Raw genomic sequence first — 16,602 nt, 5'->3', positions numbered from 1 at the left:
ATAAAGTTTGCGGGTGTGGTTACATCACGCCATGATAATGTAATCAGTACATCATCCGTATTGGTCGATTCTTTTTCTATGGTCCAATATTCTTGATCATCAATAGCTTCTAAAGCGCCTGCGCGTAAATCGTGAGGGTAAAGTGGGTTTGAGTTTTCGTAAAAGAACTTTGATTTATAAAGACTTTCTGATCCGAATTTGAGGTTCCTGCTAAACGGTAGTAACCACCATCTCCGATGGGATAAGTGAAACTATTTAATCCCGTTTTATGAACACCTCCATCAACATGGCTCAAATCTGAAGTGTTGATGTGTCCTCCGGTTGCTGAAAAATTGATACTTCCTCCAAAATTATCATTGTCACAACGCCTTGATAGAAGTCTGAGATACCATGATATCTAAAGCTCCTAGAAGTTCAAAAGGCGCTGACACACTATTATTATCAAATAAGACGTCGTACAGGTAACTCACCTGTGAGCCGCTAAGCTCTTGGGGGGAAGCGCCTATAAAACGCGTTAAGCCTGTGGTACCGTAGAAATCTACAATACCTTCATTATTAAAATGACTGTAGATATAAGCGTCGCCATCGTTATAAAACGTACCGCTTGTTTGGTTGTCAAAACGTTTTACCGTTGAAAATACAGTCCCCTCACTAACGGTTAAAACTCCCGTGTTGCTTGTTTGAGATACCATACTTACTGTAAAAAAGAAGTAAAGTAATATGTAGTAATGTTTTTTTCATTGTTATGTTTTAAATTATCTTTTTCCTATTACTCAAAAAACTTATAAAAGTTAACCGTAAGCCCAGCTTGATTTGTTCTTGTTTCAACATTGGTTGTACGTCCTGTCCCATGCTTAAGTAACAGCTTTACCGTTTGGGGTGTATCAATTTTAAAAACAAATGAGAAAATATAGCCTTGAACACTATAAATCCCTTTACCTGAAATTATAGTTGACGTTTTTAAATCTGTTAGCAGCCCATTCGAAGCATTCACAATTGCAGCTTCCATAACATAGAGATGACTAGTCCCTACCAAGTAATTAGAATTAGGGGCGGTAGGAGAAATACAATCTACAGAAACATCGACCTTATACGTACCTGCCGGAAGTGAAATATTTTCTCCTGTTGGGTTTGCTATTCCCATGGTATTGATATATTTGGTTTCATTGGCTGCACTGAAACTAATATAATTATTAGCTGTGCCAGATGGTATTAACCTTTTAGACTCATCATTAGAACTTGTATATACTCCTGCAATTTGCAAATTTAAAATCTGATCTATTTCATTGTTTACAATAAACCGGTTCCAAGACGCGCCATCCCAATAGTATATACCACGTATAAACATACCACCTGTATTAAAAATAAGAGCACCTTCCTGCGGATTAGCAACAGGCGTTATGGCACTATTTAAATCGGTTAAAACATAAGAAGGCAAAAGCATTCCTTTATCATCACTATAGATCTCTAATTCTGCTGAAGGATCTGGTGTATTTGTATTAATACCCACCTGTGCATAGCTATTAAAAGCTAAAAAAGCGCATAGTATTGTTAATAAACTTCTCATTTTAATAAAGATTTTTCAGTTTGAATAAAGGCATCATTAATACTTATAGCCCCCGTATAAGTTCCTCCTGTGCGACGCGCTAATTGAAAACTAACCGTTTCTGGAGAGGTCAGTGTAAAGGCAAACGTAAAGGATACTATATGAGATTTACTCCCTGATGTATTAGAACTTGAGTTACTATCAACAACACCACCTATTGCACTACTCCCATTAAATAGTTGGGCGGAGTAAAAATGAACGTGTGTTCTTCGTTAACATTTCCAATGCTACCTGTGTTGGTTTCTGATGTTGTAATATTTAACTCCACATTTACAACATATTGTCCTTCTTGCAGGGTCATATTATTTCCAGATATTGCAATGAATCCTCCTGTATTAAAACAATTGAGTAAACCCCGAAATAGTAGTAAAAGATGGCGCGGTTGGCAAAGTTAAAGTTGAAGTCGTTGTTTTATTAAAGACCGCATTTGATACTGAATTTTCTCTACTTGCGATTAAACTCCAAACACCATCTATAAAAATATAATAACCAGGCAATTGCGCATTACCACTATTATAAACAACTAAGCCTTCGGCTGGATTTAGAATAGGGTCTGTAATATTATCAAGTGCCTTCAACTCAACTCTTGGTGGAAGAAAAAATTTCCCATCAGGATTATTAGACATATCTAAAACAGCAGAAGCATGACCATTAACAAAGTTTGTTATCGTTTGAGCATTTGCAGTCATTACAACAAAAGAAACACTCAATATTAGCATTATTTTTATTTGAGTTTTCATTATTTTAATTTCGTAATTTATAATATGAACCATCTGAAATAATCGTTACTCGATCGCGATGTGTAGAACCCAACCTTCTCCTAAATATGTATAAATATCAAAAGAAGTTATTTCATCTCCTCTTTCTAGACTTGTTATAAAGGTTACCCGATGTGTATTATTTAAAGGAGATACCACCGAACGTTCCACACGGTTCAATATATATCCTGATGTGCCACCTTCAGTAGTGTACGGAACATAAAAATCCATATAATACCCCATATTATAAAGACCTCCACCGATTGACTCCCCTCTACCTGAATCTGGTGCTGGAGCCGAATTAAAAGCGAAGCCTCTAACGTGTAAATACCAGTACCTACATTTATCACGTTCAAGTTAGCCTCATCTAAACTTACCGATAATTGATCCATATTTCCAGAGTTGAGAATAGTATAGTTAGTGTTTACTGAACCAATAATTTCATCATCTCCAGCATCTGCATTGTTTAATACAGACATATTATTACCAGACAACCCTATCACTGCCGTTTTGGGCGTTTCTTTAAAAAAAACAGTTGCTTATCCCAAGCACCATTACCTGAGTTAGTTTGAGCATTCCAATACACCAATGATTTTCTAATGGTTGCACTGTTATTAAATACTATTAAACCATCTTTAGGCGTTACACTAATTGGTGCTTTATTGGATAAATCGTTAACTGGCACACGTGGTGTAAGCAACCCTTTATCGGTAGATTCTATCTCCAATACAGCATGATCATCAGGGTTAAAGTGCCAATCCCTACTTGAGAAAACAAGCATGTAGGAGAACACACTAATATTATGTAAAGTATAAATTTCATTTTTGTTTTTTATTCATATTCAAGCTAAAACCTTTATTCTTAAAATAGTTTCGGTTAAATATTTATTATATTTTTTGAAACCGTTACATTAGATACATTTCCAGAACCGGTAGAACCACTCTCTGTTGCTAATAAACCACCGTTTCTATTTGGAGCTGCTATAAATCTAATTTGATACCCTACACTAGGTACCACAATCATAGTAGTATAACTAAGCAACTCCCCTATAGTAGAACCCGTATCAATTGCTGCATATCGGCTACCTCTTCCTAAATATGGTCCATCTGGCACAGGGCGAATCCCTAATAATAATTGGGTTTGATCAGTAACGTTAACAAAACTCCCTTGTAAGGTTATTAAATAATTCCCTACTTGATTAAATGTTAAAACACCTGTTGTAGTATCATAAGAATAAATTGGAGATGTAGTTAAAGCGCAGAAAATATCATAGTAGATATCGTTGACTTAACTAAGCTCTGATTAGCCGCTAACCTCGCATGGAATAAAGTATATGCTCCGTGATCTAATGTTCTTAAAACGCCGTCTGCATCAGCAACTACCATTCTGTCTTGTCCTCCTATTCCTATATTTGTATTAATATCTCTTACCCTTACATTCCCTTCACCTACATCTAAAGATTCTGTTGGAGTATTTGTATTTATACCCGTTGTTTGCGCAATTACAGTAGTTTTAAATATAACAAGGAATAAGCCTAGTATAAAAATATTTTTTTTCATAAATAATTTTTTGGGTTAAAAAAGCTACTGACTTTCAGTAGCTTTTTATATTTAATAAATTATTATTCTACGTATTCAACTATCACATGATAGCTCCCTGCAGGATGTAATGTTGTTAATGATCCAGCTGTACCTAAGATTAACTGACCTGTACTTGAATTGTACTCAATAATATTAGTACTGATTGAATTCGTAGTTTGGTTTATCAATCTTACACCTAATAATTTAGCACCTGAAGGCACAACTCCTGACAAACTCACAATGTTAGTATTTGTTGACAATGTAACACTACCAACACGTTCGTAAACCGTACTATTGTCAATCCATTTTTTAAGTGTGTTTTGGGCAGCTGTTGCGCTATACACTGGATATACTTTTCTTACAGTACCATCTGCTTCAACAGTCATAATTCCATCAACATTATCAAGATCTGCACCTGTTTGCGCTACTAAACCAGCAACTGCTAAAGTGTTACTTGCACCTGTTGTAATTGTTGTTGGTTTAATTAAAGCACCTCCCAATTGAATTTTATTATCTGTTTTCGTCAAACCATTATCGGCTTCAATCTCTAAAGAAGATTGGTCAACCCATGTAGGAACTCCTGTACTGCTTGTTACTAATACTTGGTCATTACCCGCATTCGCAATGTCTTCTGGTGCAATTGTACCATTTTGAATATGCGTTGTTGTAATTGATTCTGTTCCTACTTTTAAACTTGCATCTATTAATGTTGCTCCGGCTCCACCAGTAACAACGATTGTTGTATCATCAGCTGTTAAATCTTTAGGATCTACAACGCCTGCAGGACCTTGAGGACCTTCTGCACCATCAGAAACTATAACTGTAGTTGTTCCATCTGTAATAGTTGATGTTCCATCTCCATTATCGGTTACTGTCACTGAAGTTCCGTTAATACCATCAATTCCGTTTGTTCCATCAACTCCATCTTTCCATCAGAAACTATAATCGTAGTTGTTCCATCTGAAATAGTTGATGTTCCATCTCCGTTATCTGTTACCGTTACCGAAGTTCCGTTAACACCATCAATTCCGTTTGTTCCATCAACTCCATCTTTACCATCAGAAACTATAATCGTAGTTGTTCCATCTGAAATAGTTGATGTTCCATCTCCGTTATCTGTTACCGTTACTGAAGTTCCGTTAACACCATCAATTCCGTTTGTTCCATCAACTCCATCTTTACCATCAGAAACTATAATCGTAGTTGTTCCATCTGAAATAGTTGATGTTCCATCTCCGTTATCTGTTACCGTTACCGAAGTTCCGTTAACACCATCAATTCCGTTTGTTCCATCAACTCCATCTTTACCATCAGAAACTATAATCGTAGTTGTTCCATCTGAAATAGTTGATGTTCCATCTCCGTTATCTGTTACCGTTACTGAAGTTCCGTTAACACCATCAATTCCGTTTGTTCCATCAACTCCATCTTTCCCATCAGAAACTATAATTGTAGTTGTTCCATCTGAAATAGTTGATGTTCCATCTCCGTTATCTGTTACCGTTACTGAAACTCCGTCAACTCCGTTTGTTCCGTCAACACCATCTTTACCATCAGAAACTATAACTGTAGTTGTTCCATCTGAAATAGTTGATGTTCCATCTCCATTATCCGTTACTGTTACTGAAGTTCCGTCAACGCCATCTGCTCCGTCTGCTCCTTTTGAAATAATAACATCAGTTGTTCCATCACTAACTGTTACTGTACCATCTCCGTTATCGGTTACTGTTACTGAAGCTCCGTCAATACCATCAGTTCCGTTTGTTCCATCAACTCCATCTTTCCCGTCAGAAACTATAATTGTAGTTGTTCCATCTGAAATAGTTGATGTTCCATCTCCATTATCCGTTACTGTTACTGAAGTTCCGTCAACGCCATCAACACCATCTTTACCATCAGAAACTATAACTGTAGTTGTTCCATCTGAAATAGTTGATGTTCCATCTCCGTTATCCGTTACTGTTACTGAAGTTCCGTCAACGCCATCTGCTCCGTCTGCTCCTTTTGAAATAATAACATCAGTTGTTCCATCACTAACTGTTACTGTACCATCTCCATTATCCGTTACTGTTACTGAAGCTCCGTCAATACCATCAGTTCCGTTTGTTCCATCAACTCCATCTTTACCATCAGAAACTACAACTGTAGTTGTTCCATCTGAAATAGTTGATGTTCCATCTCCATTATCGGTTACCGTTACTGAAGTCCCGTCAACGCCATCTGCTCCGTCTGCTCCTTTTGAAATAATAACATCAGTTGTTCCATCACTAACTGTTACTGTACCATCTCCATTATCCGTTACTGTTACTGAAGCTCCGTCAATACCATCAGTTCCGTTTGTTCCATCAACTCCATCTTTACCATCAGAAACTACAACTGTAGTTGTTCCATCTGAAATAGTTGATGTTCCATCTCCATTATCGGTTACCGTTACTGAAGTCCCGTCAACGCCATCTGCTCCGTCTGCTCCTTTTGAAATAATAACATCAGTTGTTCCATCACTAACTGTTACTGTACCATCTCCATTATCCGTTACTGTTACTGAAGCTCCGTCAATACCATCAGTTCCGTTTGTTCCATCAACTCCATCTTTACCATCAGAAACTATAATTGTAGTTGTTCCATCTGAAATAGTTGATGTTCCATCTCCATTATCCGTTACTGTTACTGAAGTTCCGTCAACGCCATCTGCTCCGTCTGCTCCTTTTGAAATAATAACATCAGTTGTTCCATCACTAACTGTTACTGTACCATCTCCATTATCCGTTACTGTTACTGAAGCTCCGTCAATACCATCAGTTCCGTTTGTTCCATCAACTCCATCTTTACCATCAGAAACTACAACTGTAGTTGTTCCATCTGAAATAGTTGATGTTCCATCTCCATTATCCGTTACTGTTACTGAAGTTCCGTCAACGCCATCTGCTCCGTCTGCTCCTTTTGAAATAATAACATCAGTTGTTCCATCACTAACTGTTACTGTACCATCTCCGTTATCGGTTACTGTTACTGAAGCTCCGTCAATACCATCAGTTCCGTTTGTTCCATCAACTCCATCTTTCCCGTCAGAAACTATAATTGTAGTTGTTCCATCTGAAATAGTTGATGTTCCATCTCCATTATCCGTTACTGTTACTGAAGTTCCGTCAACGCCATCTACTCCGTCTGCTCCTTTGAAATAATAACATCAGTTGTTCCATCACTAACTGTTACTGTACCATCTCCGTTATCTGTTACTGTTACTGAAGCTCCGTCAATACCATCAGTTCCGTTTGTTCCATCAACTCCATCTTTCCCATCAGAAACTATAATTGTAGTTGTTCCATCTGAAATAGTTGATGTTCCATCTCCATTATCGGTTACTGTTACTGAAGTTCGTCAACGCCATCAACACCATCTTTACCATCAGAAACTATAACTGTAGTTGTTCCATCTGAAATAGTTGATGTTCCATCTCCGTTATCCGTTACTGTTACTGAAGTTCCGTCTTGTCCGGCAGATCCCGACGCCATGTTTATAGTAACATCATTACCGTTTTCATTAGTATAAGTAATAGTTCCATCACCGTTATCTTTTAAAAACAGTAACCGTTTCATTTAATGTTACAATGTTTTCGATGTATTCCTCAATCGTATTGAATGTTTCTCCATTAACAGTTACTGGTCCTTCGTTTACGATATTTCCGAATTGATTTACAACGCTTCCTGGTACATCAACGATAGTTTCTGTGCCGTCTTCACTGGTGTAAGTGTATGTTCCATCAGTATTATCTACTAGAGTAGTCACCGTTTCATATGTTTGAACAATCTCTTCAAATGATATATTTTGAACTATTGTTTTCATCAACATAAGTAAAAATATCTCCATCATAGGATACATTACCACCAACTGTTGTGTTAGTCAAATAGTAACTAAATGTTCTAAAACTTCTGTATTTGTAACAATGTCTCGAAATTATTGATAACATCAGCAGGAACATCGATAGTTACAGCATCGCCAGCTTCATTAGTATATGTATAGGTACCATCATTGTTATTTACAAGTTTTGTAATGGTCTCATTAGCTTGAACAATCTCTTCAAATGATATATTTTGAACTACATTGTTTTCATCAACATAAGTAAAAATATCTCCATCGTAAGATACGTTTCCTCCTACTGTGGTGTCGTTAGGTTTGATAACTAAATGTTCTAAAAACTTCTGTATTTGAACAATTGTTCAAATTATTGATAACATCGGCAGGAACATCAATAGTTACAGCATCGCCAGCTTCATTAGTATATGTATACTAATGAAGCTGGCGATGCTGTACTTTGATGTTCCTGCCGATGTTATCAATAATTTCGAGGACATTGTTACAAATACAGAAGTTTTAGAACATTTAGTTACAAACCTAACGAACACCACAGTAGGAGGAAACGTATCTTACGATGGAGATATTTTACTTATGTTGATGAAAAACAATGTAGTTCAAAATATATCATTTGAAGAGATTGTTCAAGCTATTGACATTACAAAACTTGTAAATAACAATGATGGTACCTATACATATACTAATGAAGCTGGCGATGCTGTAACTATCGATGTTCCTGCTGATGTTATCAATAATTCGAGGACATTGTTACAAATACAGAAGTTTTAGAACATTTAGTTACTAATTTGACTAACACAACAGTTGGTGGTAATGTATCCTATGATGGAGATATTTTTACTTATGTTGATGAAAACAATGTAGTTCAAAATATATCATTGAAGAGATTGTTCAAACATATGAAACGGTGACTACTCTAGTAGATAATACTGATGGAACATACACTTACACCAGTGAAGACGGCACAGAAACTATCGTTGATGTACCAGGAAGCGTTGTAAATCAATTCGGAAATATCGTAAACGAAGGACCAGTAACTGTTAATGGAGAAACATTCAATACGATTGAGGAATACATCGAAAACATTGTAACATTAAATGAAACGGTTACTGTTTTAAAAGATAACGGTGATGGAACTATTACTTATACTAATGAAAACGGTAATGATGTTACTATAAACATGGCGTCGGGATCTGCCGGACAAGACGGAACTTCAGTAACAGTAACGGATAACGGAGATGGAACATCAACTATTTCAGATGGAACAACTACAGTTATAGTTTCTGATGGTAAAGATGGTGTTGATGGCGTTGACGGAACTTCAGTAACAGTAACCGATAATGGAGATGGAACATCAACTATTTCAGATGGAACAACTACAATTATAGTTTCTGATGGGAAAGATGGAGTTGATGGAACAAACGGAACTGATGGTATTGACGGAGCTTCAGTAACAGTAACAGATAACGGAGATGGTACAGTAACAGTTAGTGATGGAACAACTGATGTTATATTTCAAAAGGAGCAGACGGAGTAGATGGCGTTGACGGAACTTCAGTAACAGTAACGGATAATGGAGATGGAACATCAACTATTTCAGATGGAACAACTACAATTATAGTTTCTGACGGGAAAGATGGAGTTGATGGAACAAACGGAACTGATGGTATTGACGGAGCTTCAGTAACAGTAACCGATAACGGAGATGGTACAGTAACAGTTAGTGATGGAACAACTGATGTTATTATTTCAAAAGGAGCAGACGGAGCAGATGGCGTTGACGGAACTTCAGTAACAGTAACGGATAATGGAGATGGAACATCAACTATTTCAGATGGAACAACTACAGTTGTAGTTTCTGATGGTAAAGATGGAGTTGATGGAACAAACGGAACTGATGGTATGTATTGACGGAGCTTCAGTAACAGTAACGGATAATGGAGATGGTACAGTAACAGTTAGTGATGGAACAACTGATGTTATTATTTCAAAAGGAGCAGACGGAGCAGATGGCGTTGACGGAACTTCAGTAACAGTAACGGATAATGGAGATGGAACATCAACTATTTCAGATGGAACAACTACAATTATAGTTTCTGATGGTAAAGATGGAGTTGATGGAACAAACGGAACTGATGGTATTGACGGAGCTTCAGTAACAGTAACGGATAATGGAGATGGTACAGTAACAGTTAGTGATGGAACAACTGATGTTATTATTTCAAAAGGAGCAGACGGAGCAGATGGCGTTGACGGGACTTCAGTAACGGTAACCGATAATGGAGATGGAACATCAACTATTTCAGATGGAACAACTACAGTTGTAGTTTCTGATGGTAAAGATGGAGTTTGATGGAACAAACGGAACTGATGGTATTGACGGAGCTTCAGTAACAGTAACGGATAATGGAGATGGTACAGTAACAGTTAGTGATGGAACAACTGATGTTATTATTTCAAAAGGAGCAGACGGAGCAGATGGCGTTGACGGGACTTCAGTAACGGTAACCGATAATGGAGATGGAAACATCAACTATTTCAGATGGAACAACTACAGTTGTAGTTTCTGATGGTAAAGATGGAGTTGATGGAACAAACGGAACTGATGGTATTGACGGAGCTTCAGTAACAGTAACGGATAATGGAGATGGTACAGTAACAGTTAGTGATGGAACAACTGATGTTATTATTTCAAAAGGAGCAGACGGAGCAGATGGCGTTGACGGAACTTCAGTAACAGTAACGGATAACGGAGATGGAACATCAACTATTTCAGATGGAACAACTACAGTTATAGTTTCTGATGGTAAAGATGGTGTTGATGGCGTTGACGGAACTTCAGTAACAGTAACGGATAATGGAGATGGAACATCAACTATTTCAGATGGAACAACTACAATTATAGTTTCTGACGGGAAAGATGGAGTTGATGGAACAAACGGAACTGATGGTATTGACGGAGCTTCAGTAACAGTAACCGATAACGGAGATGGTACAGTAACAGTTAGTGATGGAACAACTGATGTTATTATTTCAAAAGGAGCAGACGGAGCAGATGGCGTTGACGGAACTTCAGTAACAGTAACGGATAATGGAGATGGAACATCAACTATTTCAGATGGAACAACTACAGTTATAGTTTCTGATGGTAAAGATGGTGTTGACGGAACAAACGGAGTTGACGGAGTTTCAGTAACGGTAACAGATAACGGAGATGGAACATCAACTATTTCAGATGGAACAACTACAATTATAGTTTCTGATGGGAAAGATGGAGTTGATGGAACAAACGGAATTGATGGTGTTAACGGAACTTCAGTAACGGTAACAGATAACGGAGATGGAACATCAACTATTTCAGATGGAACAACTACGATTATAGTTTCTGATGGTAAAGATGGAGTTGATGGAACAAACGGAATTGATGGTGTTAACGGAACTTCGGTAACGGTAACAGATAACGGAGATGGAACATCAACTATTTCAGATGGAACAACTACGATTATAGTTTCTGATGGTAAAGATGGAGTTGATGGAACAAACGGAATTGATGGTGTTAACGGAACTTCAGTAACGGTAACAGATAACGGAGATGGAACATCAACTATTTCAGATGGAACAACTACGATTATAGTTTCTGATGGTAAAGATGGAGTTGATGGAACAAACGGAATTGATGGTGTTAACGGAACTTCGGTAACGGTAACAGATAACGGAGATGGAACATCAACTATTTCAGATGGAACAACTACGATTATAGTTTCTGATGGGAAAGATGGAGTTGATGGAACAAACGGAATTGATGGTATTAACGGAACTTCAGTGACAGTAACCGATAATGGAGATGGAACATCAACTATTACAGATGGAACAACTACAGTTATAGTTTCTGATGGTGCAGAAGGTCCTCAAGGTCCTGCAGGCGTTGTAGATCCTAAAGATTTAACAGCTGATGATACAACAATCGTTGTTACTGGTGGAGCCGGAGCAACATTAATAGATGCAAGTTTAAAAGTAGGAACAGAATCAATTACAACAACGCATATTCAAAATGGTACAATTGCACCAGAAGACATTGCGAATGCGGGTAATGACCAAGTATTAGTAACAAGCAGTACAGGAGTTCCTACATGGGTTGACCAATCTTCTTTAGAGATTGAAGCCGATAATGGTTTGACGAAAACAGATAATAAAATTCAATTGGGAGGTGCTTTAATTAAACCAACAACAATTACAACAGGTGCAAGTAACACTTTAGCAGTTGCTGGTTTAGTAGCGCAAACAGGTGCAGATCTTGATAATGTTGATGGAATTATGACTGTTGAAGCAGATGGTACTGTAAGAAAAGTATATCCAGTGTATAGCGCAACAGCTGCCCAAAACACACTTAAAAAATGGATTGACAATAGTACGGTTTACGAACGTGTTGGTAGTGTTACATTGTCAACAAATACTAACATTGTGAGTTTGTCAGGAGTTGTGCCTTCAGGTGCTAAATTATTAGGTGTAAGATTGATAAACCAAACTACGAATTCAATCAGTACTAATATTATTGAGTACAATTCAAGTACAGGTCAGTTAATCTTAGGTACAGCTGGATCATTAACAACATTACATCCTGCAGGGAGCTATCATGTGATAGTTGAATACGTAGAATAATAATTTATTAAATATAAAAAGCTACTGAAAGTCAGTAGCTTTTTATAACCAAAAAAATTATTTATGAAAAAAAATATTTTTATACTAGGCTTATTCCTTGTTATATTTAAAACTACTGTAATTGCGCAAACAACGGGTATAAATACAAATACTCCAACAGAATCTTTAGATGTAGGTGAAGGGAATGTAAGGGTAAGAGATATTAATACAAATATAGGAATAGGAGGACAAGACAGAATGGTAGTTGCTGATGCAGACGGCGTTTTAAGAACATTAGATCACGGAGCATATACTTTATTCCATGCGAGGTTAGCGGCTAATCAGAGCTTAGTTAAGTCAACGATATCTACTATGATATTTTCTGCGCCTTTAACTACATCTCCAATTTATTCTTATTATGATACTACAACAGGTGTTTTAACATTTAATCAAGTAGGGAATTATTTAATAACCTTACAAGGGAGTTTTGTTAACGTTACTGATCAAACCCAATTATTATTAGGGATTCGCCCTGTGCCAGATGGACCATATTTAGGAAGAGGTAGCCGATATGCAGCAATTGATACGGGTTCTACTATAGGGGAGTTGCTTAGTTATACTACTATGATTGTGGTACCTAGTGTAGGGTATCAAATTAGATTTATAGCAGCTCCAAATAGAAACGGTGGTTTATTAGCAACAGAGAGTGGTTCTACCGGTTCTGGAAATGTATCTAATGTAACGGTTCAAAAAATATAATAAATATTTAACCGAAACTATTTTAAGAATAAAGGTTTTAGCTTGAATATGAATAAAAAACAAAAAATGAAATTTATACTTTACATAATATTAGTGTGTTCTCCTACATGCTTGTTTTCTCAAGTAGGGATTGGCACTTTAACCCCTGATGATCATGCTGTATTGGAGATAGAATCTACCGATAAAGGGTTTGCTTACACCACGTGTGCCAGTTAACGATTTATCCAATAAAGCACCAATTAGTGTAACGCCTAAAGATGGTTTAATAGTATTTAATAACAGTGCAACCATTAGAAAATCATTGGTGTATTGGAATGCTCAAACTAACTCAGGTAATGGTGCTTGGGATAAGCAACTGTTTTTTAAAGAAACGCCCAAAACGGCAGTGATAGGGTTGTCTGGTAATAATATGTCTGTATTAAACAATGCAGATGCTGGAGATGATGAAATTATTGGTTCAGTAAACACTAACTATACTATTCTCAACTCTGGAAATATGGATCAATTATCGGTAAGTTTAGATGAGGCTAACTTGAACGTGATAAATGTAGGTACTGGTATTTACACGTTAGAGGCTTCGCTTTTAATTTCGGCTCCAGCACCAGATTCAGGTAGAGGGGAGTCAATCGGTGGAGGTCTTTATAATATGGGGTATTATATGGATTTTTATGTTCCGTACACTACTGAAGGTGGCACATCAGGATATATATTGAACCGTGTGGAACGTTCGGTGGTATCTCCTTTAAATAATACACATCGGGTAACCTTTATAACAAGTCTAGAAAGAGGAGATGAAATAACTTCTTTTGATATTATACATATTTAGGAAGAAGGTTGGGTTCTACACATCGCGATCGAGTAACGATTATTTCAGATGGTTCATATTATAAATTAACGAAATTAAAATAATGAAAACTCAAATAAAAATAATGCTAATATTGAGTGTTTCTTTTGTTGTAATGACTGCAAATGCTCAAACGATAACAAACTTTGTTAATGGTCATGCTTCTGCTGTTTTAGATATGTCTAATAATCCTGATGGGAAATTTTTTCTTCCACCAAGAGTTGAGTTGAAGGCACTTGATAATATTACAGACCCTATTCTAAATCCAGCCGAAGGCTTAGTTGTTTATAATAGTGGTAATGCGCAATTGCCTGGTTATTATTTTTTATAGATGGTGTTTGGAGTTTAATCGCAAGTAGAGAAAATTCAGTATCAAATGCGGTCTTTAATAAAACAACGACTTCAACTTTAACTTTGCCAACCGCGCCATCTTTTACTACTATTTCGGGGTTTACTCAATTGTTTAATAATACAGGAGGATTCATTGCAATATCTGGAAATAATATGACCCTGCAAGAAGGACAATATGTTGTAAATGTGGAGTTAAATATTACAACATCAGAAACCAACACAGGTAGCATTGGAAATGTTAACGGAAGAACACACGTTCATTTTTACTCCGCCCAACTATTTAATGGGAGTAGTGCAATAGGTGGTGTTGTTGATAGTAACTCAAGTTCTAATACATCAGGGAGTAAATCTCATATAGTATCCTTTACGTTTGCCTTTACACTGACCTCTCCAGAAACGGTTAGTTTTCAATTAGCGCGTCGCACAGGAGGAACTTATACGGGGGCTATAAGTATTAATGATGCCTTTATTCAAACTGAAAAACTTTATTTAAAATGAGAAGTTTATTAACAATACTATGCGCTTTTTTAGCTTTAATAGCTATGCACAGGTGGGTATTAATACAAATACACCAGATCCTTCAGCAGAATTAGAGATCTATAGTGATGATAAAGGAATGCTTTTGCCTTCTTATGTTTTAACCGATTTAAATAGTGCCATAACGCCTGTTGCTAATCCGCAGGAAGGTGCTCTTATTTTTAATACAGGTGGTATGTTTATACGTGGTATATACTATTGGGATGGCGCGTCTTGGAACCGGTTTATTGTAAACAATGAAATAGATCAGATTTTAAATTTGCAAATTGCAGGAGTATATACAAGTTCTAATGATGAGTCTAAAAGGTTAATACCATCTGGCACAGCTAATAATTATATTAGTTTCAGTGCAGCCAATGAAACCAAATATATCAATACCATGGGAATAGCAAACCCAACAGGAGAAAATATTTCACTTCCGGCAGGTACGTATAAGGTCGATGTTTCTGTAGATTGTATTTCCTACCGCCCCTAATTCTAATTACTTGGTAGGGACTAGTCATCTCTATGTTATGGAAGCTGCAATTGTGAATGCTTCGAATGGGCTGCTAACAGATTTAAAAACGTCAACTATAATTTCAGGTAAAGGGATTTATAGTGTTCAAGGCTATATTTTCTCATTGTTTTTAAAATTGATACACCCCAAACGGTAAAGCTGTTACTTAAGCATGGGACAGGACGTACAACCAATGTTGAAACAAGAACAAATCAAGCTGGGCTTACGGTTAACTTTTATAAGTTTTTTGAGTAATAGGAAAAAGATAATTTAAAACATAACAATGAAAAAAACATTACTACATATTACTTTACTTCTTTTTACAGTAAGTATGGTATCTCAAACAAGCAACACGGGAGTTTTAACCGTTAGTGAGGGGACTGTATTTTCAACGGTAAAAACGTTTTGACAACCAAACAAGCGGTACGTTTTATAACGATGGCGACGCTTATATCTACAGTCATTTTAATAATGAAGGTATTGTAGATTTCTACGGTACCACAGGCTTAACGCGTTTATAGGCGCTTCCCCCCAAGAGCTTAGCGGCTCACAGGTGAGTTACCTGTACGACGTCTTATTTGATAATAATAGTGTGTCAGCGCCTTTTGAACTTCTAGGAGCTTTAGATATCAGTGGTATCTCAGACTTCTATCAAGGCGTTGTGGACAATGATAATTTTGGAGGAAGTATCAATTTTTCAGCAACCGGAGGACACATCAACACTTCAGATTTGAGCCATGTTGATGGAGGTGTTCATAAAACGGGATTAAATAGTTTCACTTATCCCATCGGAGATGGTGGTTACTACCGTTTAGCAGGAACCTCAAATTCGGAATCAGAAAGTCTTTATAAATCAAAGTTCTTTTACGAAAAACTCAAACCCACTTTACCCTCACGATTTACGCGCAGGCGCTTTAGAAGCTATTGATGATCAAGAATATTGGACCATAGAAAAAGAATCGACCAATACGGATGATGTACTGATTACATTATCATGGCGTGATGTAACCACACCCGCAAACTTTATAGCAGCAGCAGCAGAAGAGGCTCTGACGATTGTGCGTTGGATGAACCAACCAATATGTGGGTGAATGAAGGCGGTGTTATCGATATGGATAACCAAACCGTAACCACCGCGTAAGTGGTTATGGGGTATTTACCTT

At 37.0% G+C, this 16,602-nt stretch carries 24 protein-coding genes; 13 read left to right on the top strand and 11 right to left on the bottom strand.

What is annotated here, in order from left to right:
• Nucleotides 1-359: 359 nt before the first annotated feature.
• The 11 genes from QWY92_RS08015 to QWY92_RS07965 all read right to left on the bottom strand — a co-directional run bounded on the left by QWY92_RS08015 (nucleotide 360) and on the right by QWY92_RS07965 (nucleotide 7,787).
• Nucleotides 360-692, bottom strand: a complete 333-nt coding sequence (locus QWY92_RS08015) for a hypothetical protein (RefSeq protein WP_290270100.1) — start codon at nucleotides 690-692, stop codon at nucleotides 360-362.
• 77 nt (nucleotides 693-769) lie between these two features.
• The gene (locus QWY92_RS08010) at nucleotides 770-1,567 is read right to left on the bottom strand and encodes a phage tail-like protein (RefSeq protein ID WP_290268599.1); all 798 of its coding nucleotides are present in this window, start codon (nucleotides 1,565-1,567) and stop codon (nucleotides 770-772) included.
• Between the two features lie 193 nt (nucleotides 1,568-1,760).
• A complete protein-coding gene (locus QWY92_RS08005) occupies nucleotides 1,761-1,907 on the bottom strand; it encodes a hypothetical protein (protein WP_290270098.1) in 147 nt (48 codons plus the stop codon).
• A gap of 34 nt (nucleotides 1,908-1,941) precedes the next feature.
• A complete protein-coding gene (locus QWY92_RS08000; protein WP_290270096.1) occupies nucleotides 1,942-2,346 on the bottom strand; it encodes a phage tail-like protein in 405 nt (134 codons plus the stop codon).
• Nucleotides 2,347-2,540: 194 nt separating this feature from the next.
• The gene (locus QWY92_RS07995) at nucleotides 2,541-2,843 is read right to left on the bottom strand and encodes a hypothetical protein (protein ID WP_290270094.1); all 303 of its coding nucleotides are present in this window, start codon (nucleotides 2,841-2,843) and stop codon (nucleotides 2,541-2,543) included.
• 20 nt (nucleotides 2,844-2,863) lie between these two features.
• Complete coding sequence (locus tag QWY92_RS07990; RefSeq protein WP_290270093.1) at nucleotides 2,864-3,145, bottom strand: phage tail-like protein; 282 nt, start codon at nucleotides 3,143-3,145, stop codon at nucleotides 2,864-2,866.
• A 95-nt stretch (nucleotides 3,146-3,240) separates the two neighbouring features.
• Nucleotides 3,241-3,477, bottom strand: coding sequence for a hypothetical protein (locus QWY92_RS07985; RefSeq protein ID WP_290270092.1), 237 nt, complete (start codon nucleotides 3,475-3,477; stop codon nucleotides 3,241-3,243).
• Between the two features lie 137 nt (nucleotides 3,478-3,614).
• The gene (locus QWY92_RS07980; protein WP_290270089.1) at nucleotides 3,615-3,923 is read right to left on the bottom strand and encodes a hypothetical protein; all 309 of its coding nucleotides are present in this window, start codon (nucleotides 3,921-3,923) and stop codon (nucleotides 3,615-3,617) included.
• A 62-nt stretch (nucleotides 3,924-3,985) separates the two neighbouring features.
• Nucleotides 3,986-4,822, bottom strand: a complete 837-nt coding sequence (locus tag QWY92_RS07975; protein WP_290270088.1) for a hypothetical protein — start codon at nucleotides 4,820-4,822, stop codon at nucleotides 3,986-3,988.
• Nucleotides 4,823-7,309: 2,487 nt separating this feature from the next.
• A complete protein-coding gene (locus tag QWY92_RS07970; protein ID WP_290270087.1) occupies nucleotides 7,310-7,540 on the bottom strand; it encodes a hypothetical protein in 231 nt (76 codons plus the stop codon).
• Nucleotides 7,512-7,787, bottom strand: a complete 276-nt coding sequence (locus QWY92_RS07965) for a hypothetical protein (protein ID WP_290270086.1) — start codon at nucleotides 7,785-7,787, stop codon at nucleotides 7,512-7,514. The genes QWY92_RS07970 and QWY92_RS07965 overlap by 29 nt, the downstream gene beginning before the upstream one ends.
• A gap of 447 nt (nucleotides 7,788-8,234) precedes the next feature.
• Here QWY92_RS07965 and QWY92_RS07960 point away from each other — a divergent pair, with 447 nt between their 5' ends.
• The 13 genes from QWY92_RS07960 to QWY92_RS07900 all read left to right on the top strand — a co-directional run bounded on the left by QWY92_RS07960 (nucleotide 8,235) and on the right by QWY92_RS07900 (nucleotide 16,367).
• Complete coding sequence (locus QWY92_RS07960) at nucleotides 8,235-8,585, top strand: hypothetical protein (protein ID WP_290270085.1); 351 nt, start codon at nucleotides 8,235-8,237, stop codon at nucleotides 8,583-8,585.
• Nucleotides 8,586-8,721: 136 nt separating this feature from the next.
• Nucleotides 8,722-9,351: a hypothetical protein gene (locus tag QWY92_RS07955; protein ID WP_290270084.1), complete on the top strand. Its 630-nt coding sequence runs from the start codon at nucleotides 8,722-8,724 to the stop codon at nucleotides 9,349-9,351.
• A gap of 342 nt (nucleotides 9,352-9,693) precedes the next feature.
• Nucleotides 9,694-10,167 (top strand): hypothetical protein, encoded by a 474-nt coding sequence (locus tag QWY92_RS07950; RefSeq protein WP_290270083.1) that lies wholly within the window; start codon nucleotides 9,694-9,696, stop codon nucleotides 10,165-10,167.
• Entirely contained in the window at nucleotides 10,157-10,384 is a 228-nt protein-coding gene (locus QWY92_RS07945; RefSeq protein ID WP_290270081.1) for a hypothetical protein, read from the top strand. Before QWY92_RS07950 ends, QWY92_RS07945 begins: the two co-directional genes overlap by 11 nt.
• On the top strand, nucleotides 10,335-12,473 hold the full coding sequence (locus QWY92_RS07940) for a beta strand repeat-containing protein (protein ID WP_290270079.1): 2,139 nt from the start codon (nucleotides 10,335-10,337) through the stop codon (nucleotides 12,471-12,473). Before QWY92_RS07945 ends, QWY92_RS07940 begins: the two co-directional genes overlap by 50 nt.
• A 63-nt stretch (nucleotides 12,474-12,536) precedes the next feature.
• Nucleotides 12,537-13,211 carry a hypothetical protein gene (locus tag QWY92_RS07935; protein ID WP_290270077.1) on the top strand — a complete coding sequence of 225 codons (675 nt, stop codon included), beginning with the start codon at nucleotides 12,537-12,539 and terminating at the stop codon, nucleotides 13,209-13,211.
• A 66-nt stretch (nucleotides 13,212-13,277) separates the two neighbouring features.
• Complete coding sequence (locus QWY92_RS07930) at nucleotides 13,278-13,427, top strand: hypothetical protein (protein WP_290270075.1); 150 nt, start codon at nucleotides 13,278-13,280, stop codon at nucleotides 13,425-13,427.
• Nucleotides 13,417-14,037 (top strand): hypothetical protein, encoded by a 621-nt coding sequence (locus QWY92_RS07925; protein ID WP_290270074.1) that lies wholly within the window; start codon nucleotides 13,417-13,419, stop codon nucleotides 14,035-14,037. Before QWY92_RS07930 ends, QWY92_RS07925 begins: the two co-directional genes overlap by 11 nt.
• 82 nt (nucleotides 14,038-14,119) lie before the next feature.
• Nucleotides 14,120-14,386 carry a phage tail-like protein gene (locus QWY92_RS07920; RefSeq protein ID WP_290270073.1) on the top strand — a complete coding sequence of 89 codons (267 nt, stop codon included), beginning with the start codon at nucleotides 14,120-14,122 and terminating at the stop codon, nucleotides 14,384-14,386.
• A gap of 83 nt (nucleotides 14,387-14,469) precedes the next feature.
• Nucleotides 14,470-14,904: a hypothetical protein gene (locus tag QWY92_RS07915; protein ID WP_290270071.1), complete on the top strand. Its 435-nt coding sequence runs from the start codon at nucleotides 14,470-14,472 to the stop codon at nucleotides 14,902-14,904.
• A 19-nt stretch (nucleotides 14,905-14,923) separates the two neighbouring features.
• A complete protein-coding gene (locus QWY92_RS07910; protein WP_290270069.1) occupies nucleotides 14,924-15,418 on the top strand; it encodes a phage tail-like protein in 495 nt (164 codons plus the stop codon).
• A gap of 304 nt (nucleotides 15,419-15,722) precedes the next feature.
• Entirely contained in the window at nucleotides 15,723-15,848 is a 126-nt protein-coding gene (locus tag QWY92_RS07905; RefSeq protein WP_290270054.1) for a hypothetical protein, read from the top strand.
• Between the two features lie 144 nt (nucleotides 15,849-15,992).
• On the top strand, nucleotides 15,993-16,367 hold the full coding sequence (locus QWY92_RS07900; protein ID WP_290270053.1) for a hypothetical protein: 375 nt from the start codon (nucleotides 15,993-15,995) through the stop codon (nucleotides 16,365-16,367).
• Nucleotides 16,368-16,602 lie beyond the last annotated feature (235 nt).

The sequence above is a fragment of the Algibacter miyuki genome, assembly GCF_030409805.1.
Taxonomy (GTDB): domain Bacteria; phylum Bacteroidota; class Bacteroidia; order Flavobacteriales; family Flavobacteriaceae; genus Algibacter; species Algibacter miyuki.
This window is presented reverse-complemented; position numbering and strand designations above follow the sequence as displayed.